The 24,424-nt window shown below is 39.8% G+C and carries 16 protein-coding genes and 1 tRNA gene; 6 read left to right on the top strand and 11 right to left on the bottom strand.

Annotated elements, in window-relative coordinates; translation table 11 throughout:
• Positions 1-182 precede the first annotated feature (182 nt).
• Positions 183-632 (bottom strand): terminus macrodomain insulation protein YfbV, encoded by a 450-nt coding sequence (gene yfbV, locus AC4GME_RS08040; RefSeq protein ID WP_490377774.1) that lies wholly within the window; start codon positions 630-632, stop codon positions 183-185.
• A gap of 317 nt (positions 633-949) precedes the next feature.
• On the opposite strand from yfbV, the gene AC4GME_RS08035 reads away from it, so the two are divergent.
• Together AC4GME_RS08035 and pta are read left to right on the top strand one after the other, a co-directional pair.
• Positions 950-2,149 carry an acetate kinase gene (locus AC4GME_RS08035; RefSeq protein ID WP_490377773.1) on the top strand — a complete coding sequence of 400 codons (1,200 nt, stop codon included), beginning with the start codon at positions 950-952 and terminating at the stop codon, positions 2,147-2,149.
• A gap of 73 nt (positions 2,150-2,222) precedes the next feature.
• On the top strand, positions 2,223-4,385 hold the full coding sequence (pta, locus tag AC4GME_RS08030; protein WP_490377772.1) for a phosphate acetyltransferase: 2,163 nt from the start codon (positions 2,223-2,225) through the stop codon (positions 4,383-4,385).
• Between the two features lie 67 nt (positions 4,386-4,452).
• Here the strand turns inward: pta and AC4GME_RS08025 are convergent, their stop codons facing one another.
• Positions 4,453-5,367, bottom strand: coding sequence for a class I SAM-dependent methyltransferase (locus AC4GME_RS08025; RefSeq protein WP_490377771.1), 915 nt, complete (start codon positions 5,365-5,367; stop codon positions 4,453-4,455).
• Between the two features lie 2 nt (positions 5,368-5,369).
• The gene (locus tag AC4GME_RS08020; protein WP_490377770.1) at positions 5,370-6,428 is read right to left on the bottom strand and encodes an AI-2E family transporter; all 1,059 of its coding nucleotides are present in this window, start codon (positions 6,426-6,428) and stop codon (positions 5,370-5,372) included.
• A gap of 384 nt (positions 6,429-6,812) precedes the next feature.
• Here AC4GME_RS08020 and adhE point away from each other — a divergent pair, with 384 nt between their 5' ends.
• Together adhE and AC4GME_RS08010 are read left to right on the top strand one after the other, a co-directional pair.
• Entirely contained in the window at positions 6,813-9,455 is a 2,643-nt protein-coding gene (gene adhE / locus AC4GME_RS08015; protein ID WP_490379214.1) for a bifunctional acetaldehyde-CoA/alcohol dehydrogenase, read from the top strand.
• A gap of 253 nt (positions 9,456-9,708) precedes the next feature.
• The gene (locus tag AC4GME_RS08010) at positions 9,709-10,020 is read left to right on the top strand and encodes a hypothetical protein (RefSeq protein WP_490376765.1); all 312 of its coding nucleotides are present in this window, start codon (positions 9,709-9,711) and stop codon (positions 10,018-10,020) included.
• A 48-nt stretch (positions 10,021-10,068) separates the two neighbouring features.
• Here AC4GME_RS08010 and cls read toward each other — a convergent pair whose 3' ends face one another.
• From cls to purL, 3 genes are all read right to left on the bottom strand, one after another.
• Positions 10,069-11,547, bottom strand: a complete 1,479-nt coding sequence (gene cls, locus AC4GME_RS08005; protein ID WP_490379213.1) for a cardiolipin synthase — start codon at positions 11,545-11,547, stop codon at positions 10,069-10,071.
• Positions 11,548-11,678: 131 nt separating this feature from the next.
• Entirely contained in the window at positions 11,679-14,363 is a 2,685-nt protein-coding gene (locus AC4GME_RS08000) for a diguanylate cyclase domain-containing protein (RefSeq protein WP_490376773.1), read from the bottom strand.
• Positions 14,364-14,472: 109 nt separating this feature from the next.
• A complete protein-coding gene (purL, locus tag AC4GME_RS07995; protein ID WP_490376767.1) occupies positions 14,473-18,366 on the bottom strand; it encodes a phosphoribosylformylglycinamidine synthase in 3,894 nt (1,297 codons plus the stop codon).
• Positions 18,367-18,645: 279 nt separating this feature from the next.
• Here purL and mltF point away from each other — a divergent pair, with 279 nt between their 5' ends.
• Positions 18,646-20,622, top strand: a complete 1,977-nt coding sequence (mltF, locus tag AC4GME_RS07990; RefSeq protein ID WP_490376768.1) for a membrane-bound lytic murein transglycosylase MltF — start codon at positions 18,646-18,648, stop codon at positions 20,620-20,622.
• Positions 20,623-20,904: 282 nt separating this feature from the next.
• Here the strand turns inward: mltF and AC4GME_RS07985 are convergent, their stop codons facing one another.
• The 4 genes from AC4GME_RS07985 to ndk all read right to left on the bottom strand — a co-directional run bounded on the left by AC4GME_RS07985 (position 20,905) and on the right by ndk (position 23,033).
• On the bottom strand, positions 20,905-21,075 hold the full coding sequence (locus AC4GME_RS07985) for a hypothetical protein (RefSeq protein ID WP_490376769.1): 171 nt from the start codon (positions 21,073-21,075) through the stop codon (positions 20,905-20,907).
• A gap of 26 nt (positions 21,076-21,101) precedes the next feature.
• Positions 21,102-21,644, bottom strand: a complete 543-nt coding sequence (gene tadA, locus AC4GME_RS07980; protein WP_490376770.1) for a tRNA adenosine(34) deaminase TadA — start codon at positions 21,642-21,644, stop codon at positions 21,102-21,104.
• On the bottom strand, positions 21,644-22,516 hold the full coding sequence (locus AC4GME_RS07975) for a prepilin peptidase (RefSeq protein ID WP_490376771.1): 873 nt from the start codon (positions 22,514-22,516) through the stop codon (positions 21,644-21,646). Before AC4GME_RS07975 ends, tadA begins: the two co-directional genes overlap by 1 nt.
• A gap of 82 nt (positions 22,517-22,598) precedes the next feature.
• Positions 22,599-23,033 carry a nucleoside-diphosphate kinase gene (gene ndk, locus AC4GME_RS07970; RefSeq protein WP_490379212.1) on the bottom strand — a complete coding sequence of 145 codons (435 nt, stop codon included), beginning with the start codon at positions 23,031-23,033 and terminating at the stop codon, positions 22,599-22,601.
• A gap of 77 nt (positions 23,034-23,110) precedes the next feature.
• Here ndk and AC4GME_RS07965 point away from each other — a divergent pair, with 77 nt between their 5' ends.
• Positions 23,111-24,001, top strand: a complete 891-nt coding sequence (locus tag AC4GME_RS07965) for an endonuclease/exonuclease/phosphatase family protein (RefSeq protein WP_490379211.1) — start codon at positions 23,111-23,113, stop codon at positions 23,999-24,001.
• 253 nt (positions 24,002-24,254) lie between these two features.
• Here the strand turns inward: AC4GME_RS07965 and AC4GME_RS07960 are convergent.
• Positions 24,255-24,329, bottom strand: a tRNA-Gly gene (locus AC4GME_RS07960).
• Positions 24,330-24,424: the final 95 nt, after the last annotated feature.

Raw genomic sequence — 24,424 nt, 5'->3', positions numbered from 1 at the left:
AGTGTGATTTTAATATCGAGATTTACCAGAAACAGAAAGACTCAACGGATAAAAGATAATTAATATGCTCTCACATTCCGCTCGCAAGTTTAATAAGCAAAAAATGCAGGCGCTATTATCAGAGCAATCGTGGAAAATAGAATGTGATTTCTATATCGAGATCTACCAAAAGCTATAAAACTTCAAATCAGTTCGTGGTGCTGTAAAAACTTATCACCACCCAATTTAAAAGCATTTTTAAGTAATAATGCCAAATCTAAATAAGATGGACGATACAACATAACAGTTTGCTCGGCACGATTACCACTAAGCTTTTTCTGAATAGCCGTATACCAAGGTAATAATTGATTAGGTAGTAGCTCCCTTGATCGTTTACCTAACCAATATAAGCCCTGTATAGGTAGCCCCAGTAAAAACAGAATAAACGTCAGCGTTGCGGGCCAGCTAAATAAAGTGGGAAACATAATATTTAAGGCGATTATTAACATAATAAAAGCAGGCATGGTTTTGATTGATAGACGGGTATAAAAGGCAACTTTACTATCAATAAACAAACAATTTAAAATTCTTTGTTTCGGCCAGCTTTGCAAATACTTATCACCTTGCTTAATAACTTCAAAAAATGTATTCAATATAGCTCCATACCGCAAAGAAAACGAAAAAACTCGAAAAACAACGAAAAGAAACGAAAAACCACTAAAAAATTACCGTTTCAATTTAACAGTAACAAGAGTTTGCAAAATTGTTAATAAAAAAATTGATTTTAATTGGTTTTTCACCAAATTCTTGTTTGTTATTTAATTACATAAGCGTAGACTTCAGTTAAAACAATGTGAGCCAAATCACCCCATTAATAGTGATATATTTGGATGTTTAGCGCACTTTAACCGTCTTCAGCATGCACCGACTAAAATGCTGGTATTATCAATTTTACTTACTGGAATTTCTCATGAGCAACAAACTTGTCCTTGTCCTGAACTGTGGTAGTTCATCTCTTAAATTTGCCGTTATTAATGCCCAGAGTGGTGATGAAGTAATTAGCGGTCTTGCAGAATGTTTTAATCTTCCCGATGCTCGTATTAAATGGACAACTGCAGGAAAGAAAGAGGCCTCTAACCTACCCGCTTATAGCGCGCATTCAGCTGCTATCTCTTATATTGTTGAAGAGATTATCAAAAAAGAAGACGGTTTAAGTGAACAGTTTGTGGCAATAGGTCACCGTATTGTTCATGGTGGTGAAAAATTTACTGAATCAGTTATTATTGATGAGAATGTGCTTGAAGGCATTGAAGAGTGTGCATCTCTTGCTCCACTGCATAACCATGCGCATATTTTAGGTATTAAAGCCGCACAATCAGCTTTCCCTACGCTTCCTCAAGTTGCGGTATTTGATACAGCATTCCATCAAAGTATGCCGGCTAAAGCATTTATGTACGCATTGCCATATAACCTTTACAAAGAAAAAGGTATTCGTCGTTATGGTATGCACGGTACAAGTCACCTGTTTGTAACCCAGGAAGCTGCAAAAGCGCTTAACAAACCATTTGAAGAAATCAATGTTATCTCAGCGCATTTAGGTAATGGCGCATCAGTTACAGCAATTAAAAATGGCAAAAGTGTTGATACCAGTATGGGCATGACGCCACTTGAAGGTCTTGTAATGGGGACTCGTTGTGGTGATATTGATCCAAGTATTATTGAGCATCTAGTTACGCGTGAAGGCTACAGCCTTGAAGGCGTAATGGACATGCTGCAAAAGCAAAGTGGTCTACTAGGAATTTCAGGTATTTCCAGTGACTTCCGTAAAATTACTGAGAACTGTGAAAAAGGCCATCAAGGTGCAATATTAGCAATGGAAATGTTCTGCTACCGTTTAGCAAAATATATTGCTTCTTTTGCTGTTCCACTAGGTCATATTGATGCAATTATCTTTACTGGCGGTATCGGAGAAAACACCGTTAAGGTCCGAGCAAAAGTCTTAGATTTATTGGCAATATTCGGTTATCAAGTCGATGCTGACAAAAATGCAGCGGCAGTATTGGGCGAGCAGGGGATCATTACCGCGGATGGCTCTCCTATTGCGATGGTTATCCCGACAAATGAAGAATGGGTTATTGCACAAGATTCTGCAAAACTAGTTTCAGCTTAATAATAATTAATACATATAGGAGAGCTGACACTCTCCTTATTTTCTCTAAATTCTATTTATAAAAGGAATAGTCATGTCCCGTACTATTATGCTCATTCCCATCGGCTCTGGTGTCGGTGTTACTTCTGTCAGCCTAGGAATGGTCCGCGCTATGGAACGCCAAGGTGTTGCAGTTAACTTCTTCAAACCAATTGCTCAACCACGTATCGGTGATACAGGACCGGAACGCTCAACAACAACGTTACGCAATGGTTCATCTATCAATCCGCCTGAACCGTTTGCAATGAAATACGCAGAAAACCTTATCTCTTCGGGTAGATCTTCAGACTTATTAGAAAATATTGTTGAACGTTTTCGTCAAGGGACAAAAGAAAGTGATGTAATTATTATTGAGGGTCTTGTACCAACGGACAAACATCAGTTTGCCAATGAAATCAACTACAGCATTGCCAAAGCATTAAGCGCAGAAATGGTATTTGTGACTCACCCAAGTAACGATTCTTCGCAACAGTTAAAAGAACGTATGGAAATAGCCGTCTCTTCTTTTGGTGGTAAAAAGAACAAACGTATCGCGGGTTGTATCATTAATAAAGTTGGCGCACCAATTGATGAAAATGACAAATCACGTCCAGATCTAACTGAAATGTTTGATATTCCAGATGGTGTTATTAATAACAATCTGGAAGTATTACAAATGTTCAGCAAAAGCCCGTTACCAATTCTAGGTTGCATCCCCTGGAGTGCCGATCTGATTGCGCCACGAGTCAGAGATCTTTGCAATCACCTTGAAGCGCAAATATTAAATGAGGGTGACCTTAATAACCGTCGATTACAAAGTGTTACTTTCTGTGCGCGTTCAATTCCAAATATGGTTGAACACTTCAAAGCAGGTTCAATGCTGGTAACTTCAGGTGATCGCAGTGACGTCATTATCGCAGCCTGTTTAGCAGCTATGAACGGTATGAAAATTGGTTGTTTATTACTAACAGGTGATTACCACCCTGAAGATGAAGTGATGAAACTGTGTAGCCGTGCTATGGAATCTGGTTTACCGATTATATTAATCAAGAGCAATACCTGGCAGACAGCGCAGCGCCTGCAGAACTTCAATATGGAAATTCCAGTTGATGATGTTGAGCGTATTGAAAAAGTGCAGGAATATATCGCCGGTCATATTGATAAACACTGGTTAAATACATTAACAGAAGATTCTTCTCTATCGCGTCGTTTATCTCCACCTGCATTCCGTTACCATTTAACAGAACTTGCGCGTAAAGCGAACCAGCGCATTGTATTACCGGAAGGTGAAGAGCCTCGTACAATTCAGGCAGCACTTATCTGTGCACAACGAGGTATTGCAAAACCTGTTTTATTAGGTGACCCTCAAGAAATTCAACGTATTGCAACGCAGCAGGGCATTGAGTTAACAGATGATGTTGAAATCATTAATCCAATGGATGTGCTTGAGCGTTACGTTGCACCAATGGTTGAACTACGTAAAGCGAAAGGTCTAACTGAAGTTGTTGCTCGCGAGCAACTGGAAGATACCGTAGTACTCGGTACAATGATGTTAGCTGAAAATGAAGTGGCAGGCCTTGTCTCCGGTGCTGTGCATACCACGGCTAATACGATTCGTCCGCCGCTGCAATTAGTTAAAACAGCGCCAGGTGCAAGCTTGGTTTCTTCGATCTTCTTTATGTTATTACCTGACCAAGTACTGGTTTACGGTGATTGTGCAATCAACCCGGATCCTACAGCTGAGCAGCTTGCCGATATCGCAATTCAATCTGCGGATTCTGCTATCGCATTTGGTATCGATCCAAAAGTTGCCATGATCAGTTACTCGACAGGTACTTCAGGTGCTGGTAGCGATGTTGAAAAAGTGCGTGAAGCGACTAAAATTGCTCAGGAGCGTCGTCCAGATCTTCTTATCGACGGTCCACTGCAATATGACGCGGCGGTAATGGAAAATGTTGCTAAGAGCAAAGCTCCTAACAGCCCGGTTGCAGGTCAAGCAACAGTATTTATCTTCCCTGATTTAAATACCGGTAATACTACTTATAAAGCAGTACAACGTAGTGCAGATCTAATCAGTATCGGTCCAATGCTGCAAGGTATGCGTAAACCTGTAAATGACTTGTCCCGTGGTGCATTAGTTGATGATATTGTTTACACAATCGCATTAACAGCTATTCAAGCAACACAAGCAGAAGAGAAAGCTGCAGCAGAAGCTTAGCCTGACTGAAAAATAAAAGCCCCGCTTTGCAAAACAAAGCGGGGCTTTTTTATATCTAAACAGCCAACTAGAGTTGGATAAGCAAGCACTTCAAACCATGATCCGGGTTTATATTGGTAAACTCAGCAGGTGGATTAATTTGTTTAATCACTTTTGCTGCCGGGCACTCTTCTTTAATTATTTGATATAAAAATTCAAAATCTAAATCTGGCGAATTCAAGCATAATAACGCCACCCCCTCTTTGTTCAATAATTCGGGTAAACGACGAATAATCTTCGGATAATCACGCTTGATATTGACACTGCCTTTTTGCAGCGATGGTGGATCGGCAATAATAATATCGTAGGGTCCGAAACGTTTAACCTTACCCCAAGATTTAAAAAGATCATGACCCAGGTATTTTACTTTACTTAAATCATGACCATTTAACCTATGGTTATCTCGTCCAACTGCAAGCGCGGCCTTACTCATATCAAGATTAATAACTTGCTCGGCCCCTCCGGCGATCGCTGCATTTGAAAATGCACAGGTATATGAAAAGAGATTTAATACGCGTTTATTTTGACTGTTTTCTTGTACCCACTGACGACCATTTTTCATATCTAAAAAGATGCCGTAGTTTTGCTTACTGCCTAAGTTGATCTTATATTTCAGATCATTCTCTGGGGCGACTAAATCGGTAATTGCCTCGCCAAACAAGATCTCTGTTGGGGCAAATTCTCGGCAACGGTACTGAGCTTGAATACTTTTTACAGTAAACCCTAAATCAGTCATTTTTTTAAGCAGCTGCTCACTTAGCTTGTGCAGCCACTCCTCTTCTACCTCTTTATATAAGATAATTAATATCACAGGTGATAACCAGTCAATATTAATATAGGTGTAATCTGGGAAACAAAAGCCACGTCCATGCAATAAACGCTGCAGTTCATTTTTAGGCAGGCTAACTACGTCAGCCCAATTAATATGCTCTAATATTTTCATTATTATTTTTCTTTATTTAATGTGTTTTGCAATTCATGGATCTCTTCATCAGAACTTAATAAAATAGCAAACCAATGTCCATCTTCACTATTTTCTAACGCTATTTTAAAGATCATGGTCAATGGAACGGATAATAACATGCCCACCATACCTAATAACCATCCCCAGAAAATCAATGATAAAAATACCACTAAGGTCGACAAGCCTAAACTTCGCCCCATAAACTTAGGCTCAATCACACTGCCCATCACCATATTTACACCGACAAACAAAGCAATAACCATGCTGGCATAACCTACTCCCAATTGTAAAAAGGTTAAAATAACCGCGGGTACGGCCGCAATGATTGAACCAATATTGGGAATATAGTTAAGCAAAAATGCCAATAGAGCCCACAACACAAAAAAGTCGACGCCGAGTAACCATAAAACCAAGCCAATAATTAAACCCGTTGCCAGGCTGATAACCGTTTTTATGGCCATATATTGATTAACCATATTTAAAAAATGATCTAAGCGTTTTTCAGTACGGACCGAATCATCAAAGGCAACATGAAGTTTGTTCGCAAACCCCTGCCCCTCCGAGAGCATAAAAACAACCGTTAATAGCAATAAAAAGACATTACCTAATACACTGCTGAAGCCTGTTAATGTAGTGGTTACTAAGGTCATCACTTTAGCTGGATCAAAATATCCCCGCACTTCAGTCATGGATATCGAGATATTGTGTTTCCCCATCCAAGTTATTAACCAATCAACTTCACTAGATAACTGTGCTTCATAGGTAGGTAACGCCTGCCTAAAACCATTTACAGAGGAGCCGATAATGCCTCCTAAAACAATAAACAATGAAAAGATGAAAATAATCACCACGGCAATAGCAATACCACGCGGTATTTTTCGCTCAGCTAAAAAGTTGATAGCCGGATTGCAGATAATAGCCACAAAAAGAGAGAGTAAAAACGGTACAACAATCGGGGCTGCAATTTTAATTCCTGCCAGGCAGATAACTATCGCTGCAAAATATAATGCACAGCGGGCAAACGTTGAAACATTTGACATAACAATCTCATTTTAATAATTACAATAAAGGTGAAGCTTATTACCGCTTGCCCCTACACGCAAAGATTTTTTTGAAGAGTCCTCTTTAGCAGATGCTAATGCCATGTAATAAAATTACAAATCATAGCTAATTGTTTGAATTACTTGTAAAATAGCTTTTTTAAATTATGAAATCATAGGTTTTTAGGCATAATTTTAAGTTAACTCTAACTTTTCATTGTTATTCTGTAATTTACTTACATATGATCTCGATCAATGCGTCAAAAAAGCAAATTTCTATAATCAATGTGAAAATTTTTTACTAAGATTAGCTTTCGTATCAGCTAGCACAGTTTTAGTAAAACATTTTTAACTTTTATTTTTATAAATCCTTAGGAGAATATTATGACAGTAAGCACAGTTGCTGATTTAGAAGCTCTGATTGCGCGCGTTAAAGTAGCACAAGCAGAGTATGCAACCTTTTCACAAAAACAGGTTGATGAAATCTTCCGTGTTGCCGCACTTAAAGTGTCAACTCACCGCATCGAACTTGCAAAAATGGCTGTTAAAGAAACAGGCATGGGCCTTATAGAAGATAAAGTAATTAAAAACCACTTTGCTTCTGAGTTCATTTACAACAGTTTCGCAGACACTAAGACTGTTGGTGAATTATCACGTAATGAATCATTAAATACAGTTACACTTGCTGAGCCTATGGGTATCATCTGTGCAATCGTTCCTACTACTAACCCTACATCAACGGCTATCTTTAAAACGTTAATGGCACTTAAAACGGGTAATGGTTGTATTGTTGCACCACATCCACGTGCTAAAGAGTGTACAAACTACGCAGCTAAAATTGTTTTAGATGCAGCAGTTGAAGCGGGCGCACCAAAAGATCTTATCGGTTGGATTGATATCCCATCTTTAGAGCTTACTAATACAATCATGAAGCATGAAGACACTGCAATCATCCTTGCAACTGGTGGTCCAGGCATGGTTAAAGCAGCATACTCTTCAGGTAACCCTGCAATTGGTGTTGGCGCGGGTAATACACCTGTTGTAATCGATGAAAGTGCAGATATCAAGCGTGCGGTTTCTTCAATCTTAATGTCAAAAACATTCGATAACGGTATGATCTGTGCTTCTGAGCAAGCGGCGATTATTGTTGAATCTAAATATGATGAATTTAAAGAGCGTCTTGCTGCATACGGCGGTTTCATTCTAAACAAAGCCGACAAAGAAAAAGTGGCTAAAACGATGTTTATCGATGGCGCACTTAACGCTAAAATCGTTGGTCAATCTGCATTTACTATTGCTGAGCTTGCTGGCGTTACAGTACCAAAATCAACTAAAGTACTAGTTGGTGAAGGCCTAGAAGTAAAAGTTGAAGATATGTTCGCACATGAAAAACTATCTCCAACACTTGGTCTATTTAAAGCTAAAAACTACGAAGATGCTGTTCGTCAAGCACATATCGTATTAGATATCGGTGGTGTTGGTCATACAGCTGCACTTTACACAGACCAAGATGCAAACTCTGATCGTGTTGATGCGTTCGGCCTTGCAATGAAAGCATGTCGTATCGTTATTAACTCACCTACATCTCACGGTGGTATCGGTGACATCTATAACTTTGGTTTTGCACCTTCTCTAACTTTAGGTTGTGGTACACACAGTGGTAACGCTGTTTCTGAAAATGTTGGTCCACAACACTTAATCAATACTAAAACAATCGCGAAGCGAGCTGAAAATATGTTATGGCATAAACTACCAAAATCTATCTACTTCCGTCGTGGCTCTTTACCAATTGCAATGACTGACCTTGAAGGCAAACAACGTGCAATGATCGTAACTGATGGTTTCCTATTTGCTAACGGTTACATTGATGAATTACGTGGAATCCTTGAAGCACAAGGTATGTTAGTTGAGATCTTCCACGAAGTTGAAGCAGATCCGACTCTTGCTATTATCAAAAAAGGTGCGGCAGCTTGTAACGTATTCAAACCTGACGTAATTCTTGCAGTTGGTGGTGGTTCACCAATGGATGCAGCGAAAATCATGTGGGTTCTATACGAGCATCCAGAAACTGATTTCGAAGACTTAGCAATGCGCTTTATGGATATCCGTAAACGTATCTACAAGTTCCCTAAAATGGGCGTTAAAGCTGAATTAGTATGTATTACAACTACTTCTGGTACTGGTTCTGAAGTAACACCATTTGCTGTTGTAACTGATGAAAGAACGGGCAAAAAATACCCGCTTGCAGATTACGAATTAACGCCAAGCATGGCTGTTGTAGATGCTAACCTAGTAATGGATATGCCTAAGTCACTTTGTGCTTTCGGTGGTTACGATGCTGTTACTCACGCAATGGAAGCTTACGTTTCAATGCTTGCTAACGAATACTCAGATGGTCAAGCACTACAAGCACTTAAGATGCTTAAAGAGTACCTGCCAAGTTCTTACCATAATGGTAAAAACGATGCTGTTGCACGTGAAAAAGTACATAATGCAGCAACTATCGCTGGTATCGCGTTTGCGAACTCATTCCTAGGTGTGTGTCACTCAATGGCGCACAAAATTGGTAATGAATTCCACCTTCCACATGGTTTAGCAAATGCACTGCTATTAACGAATACTATTCGTTTCAATGCAACAAACAAACCAACTAAGCAAGGTACTTTCTCGCAATACGACCGTCCAAAAGCACGTGCTCGTTATGCTGAAGTTGCTGAACACTTAGGTTTCCGTGAAGGTAATACTGAAGCTAAAATCAACGCACTTCTAACTTGGTTAGACGAATTGAAAGTTGAATTAAACATTCCACTTTCAATCCAAGCTGCTGGTGTTGATGAAGCTGACTTCCTAGCTGCTATTGATGACCTAGCGGAACAAGCGTTTGATGACCAATGTACTGGTGCAAACCCTCGTTACCCATTAATCTCTGAGCTAAAAGATGTGCTTCTTGCTTCTTACTACGGTAAAGATTACGTTGATGTAGTTGATGCACCGGCTAAAAAAGAAGAGAAAAAAGCTGAAAAATAAGCTTAATAATTAATCGAAGCTTAATTGCTCGGTGAATAGAAAAGCCTGCTTAACTGCAGGCTTTTTTTTGCCTGTAATTCAGATAAATGCGTATGAATTGTTATTTACAAACAATAGCTATCCGGTGTTTCAAGTGACTATGTGGATAACTTGCAGCAAGTTCACTACATGTCAAAATTCTGTTTGGCCTGAAATCTGCATGATTTATAACTAGGTCGTGGTTAAGGTTATTTGGGAAGTTTAGGAGGCTGTCATGTACCTATTATTTGAATCGCAGAATAAAATCACAGAAAGTAAAAGCACAAAAAAACAAACAGAGTTTTCGCATCAGCTATCCTCAAAAACTTGCCATAACATTAATCGAACCCTGGTTGTGCTGCTTACATTTGCAAGCGTGTTTCTTAGTGGCGTAGTGGCCGATATTATGGTGATGTTCGCAGTGATCCTATGGCTGTGGTTGCCTGAATGTGATGCCTACTTATCCCATAACCGCCAGCTGCAGCGACTTGTTATTATTTTGGCACCTGTACTGCTTTATCTGCTCAGCCATATTGCGCATAAATAACCAAGCCCTTTTATTTTGGATGAATTTCAGGACAATAATCAAGTTAGTTTACAACAGGGGACTAAACAGATAGAGCGTACTTTCTAATAGCTTTTTAAAATAACTTCGTTTCTTCCATTCGCTTAGGATAAGTTGATCTGATGCTAACAGATAATGCAGCTGTGTCGTTAATAGTTCGCCCGCAAATTCATGATTATCAATCAGCATAGTCATCTCAAAATTCAGCCAGAAGCTACGCTTATCCAGGTTAACCGTACCTAATAAAGCAATTTTTTCATCGATAACAATACTTTTGCTATGCAGTAAACCACCATGAAATTTATAGATTTTTGCCCCTGCCGTTAACAGCTCGTCAAAAAAAGCACGCGACGCATATTTGACCATCAATGAATCATTTTTAGCAGGTAAGATAATTTTTACATCAACACCGCGTAACGCAGCAACTTCCAGTGCCGCCAATATACTTTCATCAGGAACAAAATAAGGGGTTGTTAAAACAAGGCTATATTTAGCTTCATAAATTGCAGTTAATAGCACTTGATGAATACTTGCTTTACCAAACTCAGGTCCCGAAGGGATAAGCTGGGCATTGTGTGTACCCGCTACTGGAAAGCACTCTAATTGCGACAGTGGTAACGGCATTTTTTGACTGGTTTCTAAATACCAATCCCAGATAAACAACCCCTGCATTAACTGTACAATAGGCCCTTCACAGCGCACCATAATATCAACCCACTCGCCAAAACCTTGATCCTTTTTAAAATAAGCAGGATCAACCAGATTCATACTACCTGTATAAGCAACATCATCATCAATGCAAACCAATTTGCGATGCATTCTCAGATCCTGGCGCTGAAACAACAGTCTGAACGCACCTACTGGTAATGCCTCAACAACTTCAACACCAGCTTGACGCATAATCGAGGGCATATCACTTTTAAAAAAATCATGACTTCCCACCGAATCAAGTAGTAACTTACATTCGACCCCGCGCCTGGAAGCTTTAATCAATGCTGCTAATAAATGGTCAACCAAACCGCCTTCATTACAGATATAAAACAACAGGTAACAATGTTTTTGTGCTTGGTTAATTTTTTCGGTTAATTCAATAAGAATTTGATCTGTTGATGATAATAGCGAATGGTGATTACCTTTTAACATCGGCATGCTGGTATACGATTCTACAAAGGCCTGCATTGAACGCGCACACAGACTTATCTGCTCCGTACTCTGGCGATTCTCTACCGGCTCAGTTCTAAGCCACTGTTGAAATTTCTCACCTATCTGCTCGCGTCGCTTCTGGCGTTTTTGACCTAGATGAAGCTCACCGAAAATAAAGTAACTCAGCATACCAAACAGAGGTAACGCATAGATCAGAAATAACCACGCTAAAGAGATACCGCTCGGTTTACGTTTAATAATCACCCGCAACGAAGTCAGCAATAACAGAGAAAAGTATAGCAATGCAGAAAGCACCATATAAAGGGTGCTATCTTGCCAAGTCATATCAAAAGAGAAAAAATCCATAGAACTAAGTCTCTGAGGAAAAAAGCTAAATTAACTTAGATTATTAGCAGCAGCAAGCTTAATGATAAGCTTCTGAGCGCTTCGCCCCAAACAACTTGAAGGTGCAGATTCAAGCGGCTTGGGTATAAGCCTTATTTACGTTTATTACAACGCAGATAAAAAGTTGCTTCAGAAGCTTTCATCGCTTTTGTTTTAAAATGATCTTGCGCCGCATCAAAACCCTGATTAGTTGAAAATGTCTCTTGCTGCGCATTATCGAGCCCATCGCCAACTATGCTAAGACCTAAGCTGTTAGCAAAAAGATTAGATGCATTAAAGTGCGCGTCGTTCACTAAATATCCTGAACCATTTATAGTAGCGTGAGTGGATATTTTTAGTTTTTCAATAGCAAGTATATTAATTAAATCTAGAACTGCACTTGCTATACCAAAATTTCTAATGGTGAATGCAATCCCCATCTTTCTTATATTCGTTAGGTTCGACAGAACCTCTAATGAAGCATGACGAAGAATAGACTTCTCTATTTCAAATTCAAGCCACTGTCCAGAACAATCAGTTTCTTTTAAAATAGTCTGCAGATCAGCAAGGAAGCTGATTTGTTCTAATTGAGCTTGCGATAAATTAATAGCAATACGCCCAAAATTTATCGCCGATTTTTGCCAGGTTACCGCTTGCAGTGCCGCTTTACGAAGCATTTGCAGGCCAATGGGAACCAATAAACCGCTATTTTCCGCTAAGATTAAAAAGCGATCCGGCTCCAGAAGACCTTGCTGTGGATGATTCCAGCACAGCAAACTTTCCACAGCTACAATTTTCCGTTTATTAAGATCGTACTGAGGCTGGTAATACAACTCAAACTGATCCAGCAGCAATGCCTGTTTTAACTCTTCCTCTAATTCAAACTGTTGATTAGAGTGGCGTGTTAACTCCATGGTGTAAAAGTGGTACGACGCACCACTCTGACAGTTTTTTCCACGCTGCATCGCTTTTTCTGCATTACCTAACAGAGTGTCACCATCAATACCGTCATCAGGACAGATACTGATACCAATCGTTGCAGATAAACTTGCTTCAATGTTTTCAATAATGAACTTTTCGCTAAACTGCTCTGCAATTTTCTGTGCGAGTAAGGCGACATCCTGTTCATTATCCAATTCATCGACAATAATAACAAACTCATCATCACCAAAACGCGCAACTGTATCTTTTTCATAGACACAACTTTTAAGACGTTTAGCGATCTCTTTTAATACTTGATCACCCGCATTATGGCCATATTGATCATTAACCGCTTTAAAACCATTAATATCGACTAAGACCACCGCCATTGCAGCCTCTTTATATTTTGCCCGGGTAATTGCATCTTCCAAGCGGGTAAATAACGCAATACGATTAAATAACCCTGTTAGCGGATCATGTTTTGATAAAAACTGGATTTTTTCTTCAACGCTTTTGCTTTGACTTAAATCTGTAAAGGAGTAGATACGGTTGCTTATACCTTCAGCGGAATGCTCAACAACATAAATATCTAACCAGGCAAAATGGGTATCACCATTTTTATGGTGATAAGTTATCTCTCCCTGCCAGCTTTTATTTTCTTTTAATGCAATTTCAATATTTTCATGTTGATTGGATGCAAACTCACTGGTATTTACCCCTAATAATTCATTTTTTGAAAAACCAGATGTAGAACAATAAGCTTTATTTACAGACATAATAGTACCAGTCTGATCGGTAACAAGAATACTCTCTTTACTATTTTCAAAGACTGCATTCGCTATTTTTAGACGTTTCTGCATCAAGTGATGCGCGGTAATATCTCGCCCCACTCCAATTAAACCTTGGACTTGTCCTTGTTTGTTCTGTAACGGTACCTTTTTCATTTCGATAAAATGACGCTGGCCATTGTTATAAGTAAGATACTCTTCACCCAGATATATTTGCTTACTAGACATCACTTCTTGGTCTTGTGACTGACACATTAAAGCCTGTTCGAGTTCAAAAAGCTGATCGTCTTTTTTGCCTAATATATCTTGCTCCGGGCAGCCCACAAACTTTTCAAATTGTTTATTACAACCTAAAAAGCGGCTTTGCAAATCTTTAAAGAAAATAAGATCGGTCGATATATCAGCAGTTGCGCGTAACATAATCCGCTCTTTTTCCAATGAATATTTCGCCTCATTAATCTCTGTCACATCAAAGATCATACCGATTTGAAATTTGTCATTATCAACGCTTTCTTTACGAAAAACCACATCACGCTCTCTGCCAGCGAGATCATCAATTTTACATTCGTAAAAATATACTTGCTTATCGTTAAATACTTTTCGATCTATATTTTCTATCTCATCGACCAGATGAGCAGGTAATACAAATGATGCCGTTTTTCCTATAACTTGCGCAGGGGTCAGGCCGAACAGATGTGAAAAATAGCTATTGCAGGCTAAAAATTCACCTTGTCTGTTTTTAAAATAGATAGGAATACTGAGGTAATCTAAAGCGGCTTTTACCTCATCAGTGATTAACCCTTCCATTGTGGCTGATAATTTAGCGGATTGGGGCGCTTCAGTTCCGCTTAGATAAGTGGTTTTTAATAAGGGGAAATCAGCTGTAATTTTATCAGCTAACTCTTTGCTACATGGCAGTTCACAAATTAAATGAGTATATTTTTTTTCAGCTAAAGTAGCTTGTATACCATTGGTCGAGGTTAAGTGGTGAATGTAGTAATCAGATTGTGCCGAGGTGCCAGACAAGTTAAGCATAGCTTCGACAAGTTGAATATTGTGCCCAATATATAAAACGTTTTCGACAGTCACAGACAAAGAGTTCACCTTTCAATTATAAAACGCTGACTTACCAAGTTAAATCAACAGGTTAACAGTAGTACAAGAAAAAAAAAGGGGATGTTAACATCCCCTTTTTTGTTTAACCTAACTGTTTGCGCACATTTCTAAACATTCGCATCCAAGGGCTATCCTCTTGCCACTGATCCGGGTGCCATGAGTTAGCAACAGTTCTGAACACTCGCTCTGGATGCGGCATCATAATAGTGACACGTCCATCTTTAGAGGTTAGACCTGTAATACCGTTTGGAGAGCCATTCGGATTAGCAGGGTATTGCTGCGTATTTTCACCGTAGTTATTGATGAAACGTAAAGCAATCGAACCACTCGCTTCAATCGCATTTAAATGAGCCTGATCTTTCACTTCCACACGACCTTCACCATGTGAAACGGCAATAGGCATATAAGATCCCGCCATATCATTTAAGAATAACGAGTTAGTTTTTTGTACTTCAACCAGGCTGAAACGAGCTTCAAAGCGTTCAGAGTTATTACGTACAAAACGAGGCCATAAATCTGAGCCTGGAATTAACTCATTAAGGTTTGACAACATCTGACAACCGTTACACACACCTAATGCAAATGAGTTTTCGCGCTCAAAAAATGTCTGGAACTGCTCGCGGGCTGCCGAGTTAAACAGAATTGATTTAGCCCAACCTTCACCAGCACCTAATACGTCACCGTAAGAAAAACCACCACAAGCGACTAAACCGGCAAAATCAGCTAATTGCACATCTCCAGATAAAACATCACTCATATGGACGTCAATAGCCGAGAAACCAGCACGGTTAAAGGCTGCTGCCATCTCCTGTTGCGAATTTACACCTTGCTCGCGCAAAATAGCCATGCGCGGTAACACACCAGTGGCAATATAAGGCGCAGCAACATCTTCATTGATATCAAAGGTTAACTTGGCGCTTAAACCTGGATCTTTATCATCTAATTTCAGATCAAACTCTTGCTGTGCACAAGCAGGGTTATCACGAAGTGACTGCATTTTCAGCGTTGTTTCAGCCCAAATCCCGCGGAATTCAGAGCGTGGAGCAACAAGCACCTCATCTCCATCACGCGTAAATTCAATTTGGTCATTATCATTTAATGTACCAATCACTAATGAATTAGCAGCTAATCCATGGCCTGCAAGCGTATTTAACACCGCTTCTTTATCTTCAGCACGAACCTGAATAACCGCACCTAACTCTTCATTATAAAGTGCAGCAAAATCATCTGTGCCTAACTGGTCTAAATTAACTGTTACACCACAATGCCCTGCAAAGGCCATTTCGGTGATCGTTGAGAATAAACCTCCATCACTGCGATCATGGTAAGCCAGTAACTTCTGATCCGCGACTAATGTCTGCATCGCATTAAAGAAACCTTGCAGCAAAGCAGGGCTATCAAGATCAGGCGTTGTATCACCAAGCTGTTTGTAAACTTGTGCTAGAGATGAACCGCCTAGGCGGTTTTGACCATTGCCTAAATCAACAAGAATCAGGTCAGTATCACCTTGGTCAGTACGCAGCTGCGGAGTAACTGTATTACGAATATCACGAACCGCACCAAAAGCAGTGATAATCAATGAAAGAGGAGAAATAACTTCTTTATCCACTTCACCTTCCTGCCAGCGTGTTTTCATCGACATAGAATCTTTACCCACTGGAATAGTAAGTTCGAGTTCAGGACAAAGTTCTTCACCAACCGCTTTAACAGCTTCATATAACCCGGCATCTTCACCAGGGTGACCTGTTGCAGACATCCAGTTCGCAGAGAGTTTAATACGTTTGAAATCACCGATATCAGAACAGGCGATATTGGTGATTGATTCAGCTACAGCTAAACGAGCAGATGCGGCGAAGTTAAGTAGTGCAACAGGTGTACGTTCACCTAGTGCCATTGACTCACCAAAATAGGTATCGTAACTAGCAGCCGTTACCGCACAGTTAGCCACAGGTACCTGCCAGGGGCCAACCATTTGATCTCGTGCCACTAAACCGGTTACGCTTCGGTCACCAATGGTGATCAGGAATGTCTTTTCAGCAATTGACGGCAAACGAAGTAGGCGTTCAGCCGCATCCTTGATGCTTGCACCAGATAAGTCTAACGGTTTGCCTTGTGCATTTTGTGATTTTACATCACGGTGCATTTTCGGCGCTTTACCTAATAACACTTCCAGCGGCATATCAATCGGATTATTATCAAACTCATCGTCATGAAGAGTTAGCTGCATCTCTTCGGTCGCTTCACCGATAACTGCATATTTAGCACGTTCACGTTTACAAATTGCTTCAAATGTCGCGAGGTTTTCAGGCTTAACCGCCATTACGTAACGTTCTTGCGACTCATTACACCAGATTTCGTGTGGTGCCATACTCTTTTCATCATTTGGAATCGCACGTAAATCAAATTTACCACCACGGCCACCATCATTTACAAGTTCAGGCATGGCATTGGAAAGACCACCCGCGCCAACATCGTGAATAAATTGAATAGGGTTATCATCACCCATCTGCCAACAGCGATCGATAACTTCCTGACAACGACGTTCCATCTCTGGGTTTTCACGCTGCACGGAAGCAAAATCTAAATCTTCTGAAGATGCACCAGAATCCATTGAAGAAGCAGCACCACCACCAAGACCGATGTTCATTGCCGGGCCGCCTAGTACAACTAGTTTCGCGCCCACTGGAATCTCTTTTTTCTCAACATGACTGCGGCGGATATTACCTAGACCACCAGCAAGCATGATTGGTTTATGGTAACCACGAATCTCTAAACCATTATGGCTTTCAACTTGCTCTTCGTAAGTACGGAAATAACCAAGGATATTCGGTCGACCAAATTCATTATTAAATGCAGCGCCACCGAGTGGTGCTTCAAGCATAATATCTAATGCTGAAACGATACGCTCTGGCTTACCAAAATCAGTTTCCCAAGGTTGTTCAAATGATGGTATACGCAAGTTACTTACGCTAAAGCCTACTAAACCCGCTTTTGGTTTAGAACCAATACCAGTTGCGCCTTCATCTCGAATTTCACCACCAGAACCGGTAGATGCCCCTGGGAATGGAGAAATAGCAGTTGGATGGTTATGCGTTTCAACTTTCATTAAGATATCGATATCTTCATGGTGGTAACCATATTCACGATCATCGACACTTGGGAAGAAACGGCCCGCTTTTTCACCAACCATAACAGCTGCGTTATCTTTATATGCCGATAAAACAAATTCTGGCATTTTTTCATGAGTATTACGGATCATTTTAAACAGGGATTTAGGCTGTTTTTCACCATCAATGGTCCAATCTGCATTGAAGATCTTATGGCGGCAATGTTCTGAGTTTGCTTGTGCAAACATCATTAACTCAATATCGTTAGGATTGCGTCCCAACTTCGTAAAGTTCTCTACTAAGTAATCAATTTCATCATCTGCAAGTGCTAAACCTAAGCTAACATTAGCAACTTCAAGCGCACAGCGCCCTTCACCTAAAATATCGACGCTAGTCATTTGACCAGGTGCACCTTGCACAAATAGTTTCGATGCATCATCAAGAGAAGTAAATACCACTTCCATCATGCGATCGTGCAACAATCCAGCTAACGCTTTATGTTGCTCTGCTGATAATTCAGCTGTTGTTTCAACGTAATAAGCAATACCACGCTCTAAACGTTTAACTTTTGATAAACCACAGTTAATAGCGATATCTGTCGCTTTAGAAGACCATGGAGAAATAGTACCCGGACGAGGCGTAACAAATAGCAACGTACCTACAGGATCATGCTCTGCAATTTTAGGTCCGTAGGTTAATAGTTTTTCTAATACAACTAGCTCTTGGTCATTTAAAGCATCAGTTAAGTCTGCCGCGTGCATATACTCAGCATATATTTGCTGCACTGGTAGATTTAATGCTTCACAGTTTTTTAATAACTGATTTACACGAAATGTCGATAAGGCTGGTGCCCCACGCAAAATTTCCATAGGTTATTTCTCTCATAGGATAAATAAATGAACTTGGGTTACGCCAATTACATTGATAAAGTCTTTACAGAGAGGCTCGCCATTAAATAGCCATAACACCTTTCAGTAATCGTCCATTGATATAATTGGTATTAGCTCGCTATTATAAGCAAAAAGCATTTTTTATTAAATAGAAACCCTCTATAGTCGGAGGTAAATTACTTTTATATATGCTAAATTCACAAAACTCTGATGAAAAATCGCACAATCTCTGGTGAAAATTCTTATATGGACTCTGTTATGCCTTTTCAAAAATTCAGGCTACTAATTACATCGCTTTTGATAAGCTTTTTACTGCCGCTGGTAAGCGCTTGTAATCCTTTTTTCCCTACCACCAACTTAGAAGATATTCAAAAACGTGGTGATATCATAATGGGCACCATCAACAGCTCATTAACTTATAGTTATGATGGTTCAATTTACAGTGGATTTGACTACGAACTGGGTAAACAATTTTCCAATTATCTCCATGTTAACCTGCGTGTAAAAGAATACGATACACTCAAAGCACTGTTTGATGCGCTCGAAAACAACGATATTGATTTTATTGGATCAGGTTTAACATTAACCCCTAAACGCGCAGAAAAATACAGAAGCTCCCCCCCCTATTATTATGTTTCGCAAAAAGTGGTTTACCACAAGGGAACTTACCGCCCACGAAAAATAGCCGATGTTAATGAACCGATCGGCGTACTTAAAGACAGTAGCCATGAAGAAACATTAGAGAGTTTATTCGATGAAGTGCCGGATCTGGCGATCAATACGTTAGAAAGCGAAGACCAGGAAAGCTTATTACGTAAAGTCGCAGATAAAGAGATTAAATTTGCAATAGTTGACAGCTCAACACTGGCGCAAAAGCAACGCTATTACCCGGTACTTGCCGAAGCATTCACTATCTCGGAGAAGGAGCCTGTAGCATGGTTAATAAAACGCGAGCAAGATGATACTGTTTATTCGGCAATGATTGAATTTATTGGTAATAAATACCAAGATCAGACCATTGCCAAGCTTGAAGAGAAATATTTCGGGCATGTCGAACATTTTGATTTTGTCGACACACGTATCTTTTTAAAGCGGATCAAAAGCACATTACCTAAATATGAAGCGCTCTTTAAAAAACATGCCACAGCAGAAGTAGATTGGTTACTACTTGCATCGGTTAGCTATCAGGAATCCCATTGGAATGCCAAGGCAAAATCTCCAACAGGAGTACGTGGCCTGATGATGTTAACCCTTGATACGGCGGATTATGTAGGTATTCAAAATAGACTCGACCCGGAACAGAGCATCAAAGGCGGTGCCAAGTATTTATCACAGCAGATCAAACGACTACCCGATAGTATTAGCGATGATGAAAAAGTCTGGTTTGCATTAGCCAGTTATAACATAGGTTACGGGCACTTAATGGATGCAAGGCGCATCACCACCATGAAAAAACAAAGTCCCAATGCATGGTCGAATGTTAAAGATAACTTACCTCTGTTACATCAAAAGCAATGGTATAAAAAAACCCGTTATGGATATGCTCGAGGCAGAGAGGCACAAAATTATGTCAATAATATCCGCCAATACAGAAAAACATTAACTTGGTTTATCACGGAAAGGGAAAAAGAGCTGGCAGAGAAAAAAGCGCAGCAGGAAGCTAAAGATAAAGCCATAGCGGCCAAAAAAGCATTACAAGAAGCTAATGATAAAGCATTAGCCGAGCAAAAAGCATTACAAAAACCGCTAAGCAAGGAAGAACTATTACAACAAGCCCTACTTAAAACCTTAGCCAAGGAAAAAGCATTACAAAAAGCTAAAGATAAAACCTTAGCCAAGGAAAAAACCTTGCAGCAAGCCAAAGATAAAACCTTAGCGCAGGAAAAAGCTCTACAGCAAGCTAAAGAGAAAACCTTAGCGATGGAGCAAGCATTACAACAAGCTAAAGATAAAGCATTAGCCGAGGAGAAAATCTTACAAGAGACTAAAGATAAAGCCTTAGCCGAACAAAAAGCATTACAACAAGCTGCAGATAAAGCATTTACCGAACAGGAAACTTATCGACAAGCTAAAGAGGAAGCACACGCCGAGCAGCAAGCCTATCAACAGGCAAAAGATAAAGCATTAGCCGAACAACAAACCTATCAACAAGCTAAAGATAAAGCATTAAGCGATCAGGAAAGATTACAAGAAGCTAAACATGCAGAACAACAGAAGCTTGAAGAGAAGGTATAATAAATAACTGTTACGCTAAAACAATCCTGTAAAAACTGCAATTGCATACAGGCTAGTTTTATACCCATGATACCTCAAGGTGCTTTATCAGGACTCAGATCGGAGACCAGAATAAGAAACAGCATGAGGGTAATGGTTGCTCCCTTATCGAATGCTGTAACGCAAGAACCAGCAAGACTGCAATTCAAGGCTCAACACCCTGATCTGACTAGACTTGCTGAGCCAGTCTATTTTTCTTAACTGATGATTTCTGCAATTAGATTATTTTAATCGTTTCATCTATTACTCTTTTTTATCAATACTCACTTGCAGCTCTTTGCAATTACCAGCAAACCACTTTTGCACATATAAACTACCTACAATTGGTGCCTGTCCCGGCTCAGGAACTTCTTTATAACGCACACTGTTTTTGGTTTCTTTTTCATATTCAAAGGTAACTATTTTTTTAGACATTTTGAACTCTTTGTATTTTAATGGGGTTATTGAGCAGATGAACTAATGGTGCATTGTTGCTTTTTTAGTGCTTTTTTCTCTTTGCGACGACGTTTAAAAAAGTTACTAATTTTTGTTGCACATTGCTCGCTAAGAATATCTGTTGTCACCTCTATTTGATGGTTTGATTTTTCACAACGCACCAAATTATAAACAGAGCCAGCAGCCCCCGTTTTATAATCACCCGCACCATAAACAAGACGCTTAATACGCGCATGAACCAGCGCACCTGCACACATTGGGCAAGGCTCTAAGGTTACATACAGGGTACAATCAATTAATCGATAATTTTGTATCTTTTTACCCGCTTCACGAATCGCCATAATTTCAGCATGAGCACAAGCATCATGATTAAGGATCGATAAGTTCCAACCTTCAGCAACAACCTTTTCATCTTTAACTAATACGGCACCAACCGGAATCTCATCTTGTAACTCTGCTTTATCCGCCAGAGATAAAGCATAATTCATCCATTTTTCATCAATAGCTTGCTGCGCATCAAGCAGCTGCTTATTAGTTTGCTCTGGCATTACAGGACTAATGAATAATAGAGTTGCGTTAACTGTGCACCATAAACAAGGTAAACCCAGCCCGCGATTGCAAGGTAAGGGCCAAATGGCATTGGCCGACTTTTCTTATCTTTCGAAGCTAATATCACAGCAATGCCAATAATGGCACCGGCAAAAGAGGAGATTAAAATAATCAAAGGTAATGCTTGCCAGCCAAACCATGCGCCTAACGCAGCTAACAGTTTAAAGTCGCCATAGCCCATTCCCTCTTTGCCCGTTAAAAGTTTAAAAACCCAATAAATAGACCACAAACTAAAATAACCAAAGGCGGCACCTAAAACTGCATCTGTTAAACCAGTAAAAGTACCGTTAATATTTATTAATAAACCGAACCACAGCAGAGGTAACGTTATCTGATCGGGCAATAACATGGTATCGAAATCGATAAAGGTCAGACTAATCAGCGCCCAGGTAAACAGTAAAGCAAACAGTAATGGCCAGCCGAACGGGAATACATAGGCAACCACTAAGGATAATAAACCTGTTAATAGTTCAATACTTGGGTAGCGTTTACTAATCTTACAAGCGCAATGCTTGCATCGCCCTTTTTGCAATAACCAACTTAACAGAGGAATATTTTCGCTAGATCCGATTAAATGATCGCACTGCGGGCAACGAGAACGGGGCACAACTAAATTAAACGTCCCCGATTCTATTTTTAGATTCGCCTCAGGAAAATATTCGGCACATTCGCTTTTCCATTCCCGCTCCATCATCACTGGTAAACGATAAATAACAACATTTAAGAATGAGCCAATTAACACGCCCAAAATGGTCACAAAACCATAAAGCAAGGCAGGCACCTGCTCCATTAACATAAATAATTCACTCATAAATATTTCCTAAACTCTAAAAACAATAAACACTTAACTCGATCCAATCCAGCAGCAAAGATGGAGTCAGCAAATCGAGGCATTAAGATTCGACTGGCGGGCAAATTTCATCATCAGAAAAAAAGTAAGCAATTTCACGTGATGCTGAAACAGGGCTATCTGAACCATGCACCGCATTATATTGTTTCGATTGTGCAAAGTCAGCACGAATTGTTCCGGCAGCCGCCTGCGCGGGATCAGTTTGTCCTATTATGTTGCGATAATGACTGATCGCATTTTCAGCCTGTAAAACCTGCACCAGAATGGGGCCTGAAGTCATAAACTCGATTAAAGACTCAAAAAACTCTTTTCCTTGATGCTCAACATAAAACCCTTCAGCCTGCTCTTTGGATAGATGTAGCATTTTGACTGCGACAGGTATTAAACCAGCCTGCTCAAAACGCGCTAGAATAATACCTGTTAGTTGTTTACGAACAGCGTCTGGTTTAATAATTGAAAGTGTTCTTTCTAGTGGCATAATACAAGACTTAAAATGATGAATTGAACGTGCAATATAACCAGATTACCCCATACCATCAATAAGAATATAACCAGATGAAACGTCATATCACATTTCCATTCTCAAGATTAATTTTTAAAGCTTATATGCTCGTGCTACTGCTTTTATTTGCGGGGTTGAGTCATGCTTCGGCCTTTTTTCCTGAAGCTGCTTCACGTCTAACCATTTTTGATAATCACCAGCAAGTTTATCTGAGTCGTTGCCCCAAATTATCACCCGTTAAACAGATCTATCAGGAGGATGAAAAAAAACTTCCCCTCCCCTTTACCTTATTAAACTGGAATATTTATAAACAACAAAAAAAACGATGGCAGCAAAAACTGCAGGAGTGGACAGCAAGCGCAGATTTATTGACCTTGCAGGAAGTAAAATATTCACCTGAGTTAAACAATTTTAGCGAGGTAAACAATTTATTTTATTTTCAAAATTACGCATTCAAATATAAGGGATTTGTTTATGGTGTAAATACGCAGAGCAAAAATCAGGCTAGATTTGTTTGCGGCACTCGTTACAACGAGCCATGGATTATGGTGCCCAAGACAGGCCTAGCCAGCAGTTATGCTATTACTAATAACCCCGACCTGTTATTGCTTATTAACCTGCATGGGGTGAATTTCACTTTGACTTCCACACCGCTGGCCGAGCAGATCCAACCCTATCTCGATCTAATCAAAACACACCAAGGACCGGTTATATTTAGCGGTGATTTTAATACCTGGAGTGATGCGCGATTAGTATCTATTGAAGAGAGGTTAATCAAGTCAGGTTTCAATGAAGCTTTATTTAATAAAGATCAACGTGTCACTACCTTCGGGCATGCGCTAGATCATATCTATTTTCGAGGTTTAAAAGTTATTAAAGCAGAAAGTTTAGCAACCGAGGCATCGGATCACAGCCCGCAACTGGTGACATTTGATATTGAATAAAATTGGGGATTTCACTAGAGGATAAAATGAAGTTTTCAGCTCAATACAAATACAATAATGCTGTAGATTGGTATATTTCATTTGCTGGGAGTTTAAAAAAGAAGTTTGGAGCGGTACAAGAGACTAAAAAACATCTCATGACCCCGACAATTATGGTCAAGGTCGTGCTCTAGAAATTGAGCTAATAGTGTATTAATGAAGTAAATAATAAAGAAAATCGTCAAGGAAAAACAGGAAGTTTAAAAGGAAGATTTGGAGCGGCACAAGAGATTCGAACTCTTGACCCCAACCTTGGCAAGGTTGTGCTCTACCACTGAGCTAGTGCCGCTTCATAATTTTCAAATAAGATTCAACTTCTAAGTTAGAAATTGGAGCGGCACAAGAGATTCGAACTCTTGACCCCAACCTTGGCAAGGTTGTGCT

The organism is Psychromonas sp., from assembly GCF_983033635.1.
Note: the sequence above shows the minus strand (reverse complement) of the source record. Positions and strands in the feature narration are given on the sequence as shown.

Excerpts from the sequence above, each read along its gene's own strand:
- purL (WP_490376767.1), bottom strand. The coding sequence starts at position 18,366 with ATGGAAATTTTGCGTGGGGCACCAGCCTTATCGACATTTCGTGTAAAT.
- ndk (WP_490379212.1), bottom strand. The coding sequence starts at position 23,033 with ATGCCACTAGAAAGAACACTTTCAATTATTAAACCAGACGCTGTTCGT.
- AC4GME_RS08010 (WP_490376765.1), top strand. The coding sequence starts at position 9,709 with ATGTACCTATTATTTGAATCGCAGAATAAAATCACAGAAAGTAAAAGC.
- tadA (WP_490376770.1), bottom strand. The coding sequence starts at position 21,644 with ATGCCAGAGCAAACTAATAAGCAGCTGCTTGATGCGCAGCAAGCTATT.
- AC4GME_RS08020 (WP_490377770.1), bottom strand. The coding sequence starts at position 6,428 with ATGTCAAATGTTTCAACGTTTGCCCGCTGTGCATTATATTTTGCAGCG.
- adhE (WP_490379214.1), top strand. The coding sequence starts at position 6,813 with ATGACAGTAAGCACAGTTGCTGATTTAGAAGCTCTGATTGCGCGCGTT.
- mltF (WP_490376768.1), top strand. The coding sequence starts at position 18,646 with ATGCCTTTTCAAAAATTCAGGCTACTAATTACATCGCTTTTGATAAGC.
- AC4GME_RS08035 (WP_490377773.1), top strand. The coding sequence starts at position 950 with ATGAGCAACAAACTTGTCCTTGTCCTGAACTGTGGTAGTTCATCTCTT.
- AC4GME_RS07985 (WP_490376769.1), bottom strand. The coding sequence starts at position 21,075 with ATGTCTAAAAAAATAGTTACCTTTGAATATGAAAAAGAAACCAAAAAC.
- AC4GME_RS08025 (WP_490377771.1), bottom strand. The coding sequence starts at position 5,367 with ATGAAAATATTAGAGCATATTAATTGGGCTGACGTAGTTAGCCTGCCT.
- pta (WP_490377772.1), top strand. The coding sequence starts at position 2,223 with ATGTCCCGTACTATTATGCTCATTCCCATCGGCTCTGGTGTCGGTGTT.
- AC4GME_RS07965 (WP_490379211.1), top strand. The coding sequence starts at position 23,111 with ATGAAACGTCATATCACATTTCCATTCTCAAGATTAATTTTTAAAGCT.
- AC4GME_RS07975 (WP_490376771.1), bottom strand. The coding sequence starts at position 22,516 with ATGAGTGAATTATTTATGTTAATGGAGCAGGTGCCTGCCTTGCTTTAT.
- cls (WP_490379213.1), bottom strand. The coding sequence starts at position 11,547 with ATGGATTTTTTCTCTTTTGATATGACTTGGCAAGATAGCACCCTTTAT.